Annotated in this window: 4 protein-coding genes and 2 pseudogenes; 4 read left to right on the top strand and 2 right to left on the bottom strand. The window is 55.5% G+C overall.

The window, feature by feature from the left end:
• Positions 1 to 160 precede the first annotated feature (160 nt).
• Genes frmR through ABIB38_RS24065 form a run of 3 tightly spaced genes read left to right on the top strand, consistent with a single transcriptional unit; the run spans position 161 to position 2052 of the window.
• Positions 161 to 436 carry a formaldehyde-responsive transcriptional repressor FrmR gene (gene frmR, locus ABIB38_RS24075; RefSeq protein WP_429207323.1) on the top strand — a complete coding sequence of 92 codons (276 nt, stop codon included), beginning with the start codon at positions 161 to 163 and terminating at the stop codon, positions 434 to 436.
• Between the two features lie 57 nt (positions 437 to 493).
• Positions 494 to 1603, top strand: a complete 1110-nt coding sequence (locus ABIB38_RS24070) for an S-(hydroxymethyl)glutathione dehydrogenase/class III alcohol dehydrogenase (protein ID WP_091877588.1) — start codon at positions 494 to 496, stop codon at positions 1601 to 1603.
• Positions 1604 to 1653: 50 nt separating this feature from the next.
• Complete coding sequence (locus tag ABIB38_RS24065) at positions 1654 to 2052, top strand: VOC family protein (RefSeq protein ID WP_091877590.1); 399 nt, start codon at positions 1654 to 1656, stop codon at positions 2050 to 2052.
• A 4-nt stretch (positions 2053 to 2056) separates the two neighbouring features.
• On the opposite strand, the pseudogene ABIB38_RS24060 reads toward ABIB38_RS24065, so the two are convergent.
• Positions 2057 to 2608 (bottom strand): annotated as a pseudogene (locus ABIB38_RS24060) (IS630 family transposase); the annotation flags it as partial.
• A 79-nt stretch (positions 2609 to 2687) separates the two neighbouring features.
• A pseudogene (locus tag ABIB38_RS24055) lies at positions 2688 to 2975 on the bottom strand (helix-turn-helix domain-containing protein); the annotation flags it as partial.
• Between the two features lie 503 nt (positions 2976 to 3478).
• Here ABIB38_RS24055 and ABIB38_RS24050 point away from each other — a divergent pair.
• Positions 3479 to 3706, top strand: coding sequence for a DUF3422 family protein (locus ABIB38_RS24050; RefSeq protein WP_429207321.1), 228 nt, complete (start codon positions 3479 to 3481; stop codon positions 3704 to 3706).
• Positions 3707 to 3786: the final 80 nt, after the last annotated feature.

The raw sequence follows: 3786 nt of genomic DNA, 5'->3' as shown, positions 1-3786 counted from the left end.
TCTCTTGTTCGAAGTGTCGGCCCTTGAACAGGTCGCTCGTGCTCGCGTGACTACGCATGTTAGGCAAAGGCCGTCATTCTAGCTGAGCTGCAGGTTTGCACCAGAGCCCTATAGGGCAGTATGGTATAGTGGGGACGCTTAACTAGTAGAGAGGTGTTCGATGCCATATAGTCCGGAAGAAAAGAAACAAGCCCTCACGCGTATCAGGCGTATCAAAGGACAGGTAGCTACTCTTGAACAAGCACTTGATGCAGGTGCTGATTGCCCTGCGATTCTTCAGCAGCTCGCGGCAGTCCGCGGAGCGGTTAACGGCTTGATGGCCACGGTCTTGGAAAGCTATCTGCGAGAAGAATTTCCGAATAGCGAGATCAGGAGTGATTCGCAGAACAAGTCCATTGACGAAACAATCTCTATCGTCCGGTCGTACCTGCGTTAGAGAGATGAAGTGCCCTCGATGAGAACAAATTCACCTAGATTAGAAAGAAACCACATCATGAAATCACGTGCAGCAGTTGCCTTCGGGCCTGGAAAGCCGCTGGAAATCGTTGAGATTGACGTTGAGCCGCCGCGCAAGGGCGAAGTTCTTGTCAAGATCACGAATACTGGCGTATGCCACACCGATGCCTTTACCTTGTCGGGCGATGACCCCGAAGGTCTTTTCCCGGTCGTTTTGGGCCATGAAGGAGCGGGTATCGTCATGGAGGTAGGGGAAGGGGTAACCAGTGTGAAACCTGGCGATCATGTCATTCCACTCTACACCGCTGAATGTGGCGAGTGTCTGTTCTGTAAGTCCGGCAAAACCAATCTGTGTGTCGCGGTTCGTGCGACCCAAGGCAAGGGGCTGATGCCCGATGGCACGACTCGCTTTTCTTATAACGGCCAACCGCTTTACCACTACATGGGCTGTTCGACTTTCAGCGAATATACGGTTGTTGCGGAAGTGTCACTGGCCAAGATCAACCCGGATGCTAATCCGGAGCACGTCTGCCTGCTGGGTTGTGGGGTAACAACCGGTATCGGTGCCGTCCACAACACGGCCAAGGTGCAACCGGGCGACTCGGTCGCCGTCTTCGGTCTTGGCGGCATTGGGCTCGCTGCAATCCAAGGTGCGCGCCAAGCCAAGGCGGGTCGCATAATTGCCATCGACACCAATCCAGCCAAGTTCGAGTTAGCTCGTAAGTTTGGCGCGACCGAATGTCTCAACCCTAAGGACTTCGAGAAGCCGATCCACGAGGTTCTCATCGAAATGACCGGCTGGGGCGTGGACCATACATTCGAGTGCATTGGTAATGTCAACGTAATGCGCTCTGCGCTGGAAGCAGCCCATCGCGGCTGGGGCCAGTCAATCGTCATCGGCGTCGCCGGTGCTGGCAAGGAAATCTCGACCCGTCCATTCCAGCTGGTCACTGGTCGGACTTGGAAGGGCTCGGCTTTTGGCGGAGTCAAAGGGCGCACCCAACTTCCCGGCATGGTGGAAGACGCAATGAAAGGTGAGATCGATCTCGCCCCATTCGTTACCCACACCATGGGTCTCGAGGATATCAACAAAGCCTTCGATCTGATGCACGAAGGCAAGTCGATTCGCACGGTGATCCACTATTGATTCACGAACACTAACTATTCATTTAACATCAAATATCAAGAAAAAGAACTATGTCTACTCCAGTTATTTCCGGTGACAGCATTTTCTCGCACGTCTTTATCGGCGCCGCCGACGTTCAGAAGTCGGCCGCGTTTTACGATGCGACTCTGGGGGCTCTTGGCATCAAGAACCTCGGTCCATTCGGTAACGGTTGGGTGCTCTTCGGCCGTGAAAAGCCGGCTTTTATCATTGCCCGTCCTGGCAACGGTGAAGCGCCCTCCAGCAATGGCGTGACGATCGGCTTTGCTGCTGCAACTCCCGCCGAGGTAGATGCATTCCACGCCGCCGGCCTTGCCGCAGGCGGCACCGACGAGGGGCAGCCTGGCCCGCGTGGCCACCTGCCTGGCGCCTACGCAGCTTATCTGCGTGATCCGGCGGGCAACAAGATCTGCTCGTACACCTTTGTCTAAGTAGTCATCCAAAATTTATCGTGAACTTCGTCCCGAAGCTGCTCATCAAGGATTGAATTTCGTGAAGCAGGTCTGCGCCGTTCTTGGCAACGAAGCGGCGCCAGAAATGCTTAGCGTGCTTCCACAAAATCTCGATTCGGTTGAGCTCTGGACTGTAGGGCGGCAAATAGTACAGATGCAGCCCATGTTTAGCCCACTGACGCCGCTTTTTATCCATGATGGCGCCTTTGTGTATGCCGGCGTTATCGATCAAGACGATTCGCGGAACGTTATGCGGAAGCACCGCGATCTGTTCGAAGAATGCAATGACATCGTCTCGTGTCGTCGGTCGCTGCTGAGTTATCCAGGTCAGTTGGCCATCGTGACGCAAAGCCCCAAGCACGTTCACGCGCTGCCGGTGCGCGAGAGGCTCGACGGCTCGGGTCTGGCCGATTTTTCCCCAGCCGTACTGCACCGGCGGATTCGGGCTGAAGCCTGATTCGTCGAAATACAGCAGCTCGCACCGCTGTTCCTGATCGAGCCTGACCAGAGCGTCGATCACTTTGCCGGCGTGCTCGAACGCTTCCTGAGCTCGCTTTTTTTAAACTGTACCGATAGCGCTTGTACGTGAAGTCCATCTCCTTGAGGTACCGTTTAGCCGTGCTTTCGCTGATCGAGGCGTGGTCCTGGCCTTGCTCGATCTGGCGCAGCAGTGCCCCCACGGTACCGGATTCCGAATCGGCCAACTTGCCAAGAGCTTGCTGCTGCTCGGGTGTCCATTTCCTGGGGCGCCCGGTATGACGCCCCTCGTACAGCCCCGCCAAGCCGAGCTTGCTCCAGCGTTGTCGCCACTGCTCGACGCTGTTCAAGTGCCCCCCGAACTCGTCCGCCGTTCTTTGAAGCGTCAACCCCTGGCTCAACCGCAAAACTCCTTGCGCTCGCATCCGCGTTCTCGGGTGTGGGTGGAAAACGCCCATCTCACGCAGCGTACGCCGCTCGTCTTCGGACAATTTCAGGTGCTTCATCGTTTAACCTCTGCTGCATCGTCAATTTGGCTTTGACAGCAAAAATTGCGCGACTACTTAGAAGTAGCGAAAGTGACGGCATTCGGAAAGAGCTTGCACAAGCCTCTATAGGGGCGAGCATTACTCAAACCCTTTAGATGGTGTCGGCTCAAAACGGTCGGCCCGCAGCGGTGTACATCGTGCGCCGCTGCGGGTATTTACCGTGAAGCGAGATCCTTTCAATCAATGGTAACTATGAGGGCGTGATGAAAGAACCGGCCAACATTCACATGACGAACGCACAATCTACTCCGGCCGACACCGTATATGGGATGCCAGCCTACATCGATCGAGCCGCGGCCGTGGGCGAAGTGCACGCGCGCCCTCATCTGTTGATTCAGGCCCTCGAAGCATATTGCAGCTCGCTTTTATGACAGAAGGCGATGCTGTCCAGAGATCAGGCGGCGATGAGCGAATTGTCTCATCGCTTCGGCGTAGCGGAGCCTGATCTCGCCACGCCGCTACATGGATTGACATGGGATGAGGGAGACCTGCACTGCGAAAAGCACACTGAGTTCTCAACGTATCTTTGGTGTGAATCGCTTGATCCAGTGACGGGAGAGCCATGCGGCGAAAATCCGTTTATGCATGGATTTGGCTTTGTTGCGTAAATCAGGCTCGGCCAGGGTATAAGGCGTAGGTCTGTTAGCCTGAGCAGGATGAAACCAGCTCCACAGAAGTACCGCACGAC

The organism is Massilia sp. UYP11, from assembly GCF_050434805.1.
Lineage (GTDB): Bacteria > Pseudomonadota > Gammaproteobacteria > Burkholderiales > Burkholderiaceae_D > Telluria.
This window is presented reverse-complemented; position numbering and strand designations above follow the sequence as displayed.

Bases quoted from the DNA above. Each gene is read 5' to 3' on its own strand.
- ABIB38_RS24070 (WP_091877588.1), top strand. From the start codon at position 494: ATGAAATCACGTGCAGCAGTTGCCTTCGGGCCTGGAAAGCCGCTGGAA.
- ABIB38_RS24050 (WP_429207321.1), top strand. From the start codon at position 3,479: ATGCTGTCCAGAGATCAGGCGGCGATGAGCGAATTGTCTCATCGCTTC.
- frmR (WP_429207323.1), top strand. From the start codon at position 161: ATGCCATATAGTCCGGAAGAAAAGAAACAAGCCCTCACGCGTATCAGG.
- ABIB38_RS24065 (WP_091877590.1), top strand. From the start codon at position 1,654: ATGTCTACTCCAGTTATTTCCGGTGACAGCATTTTCTCGCACGTCTTT.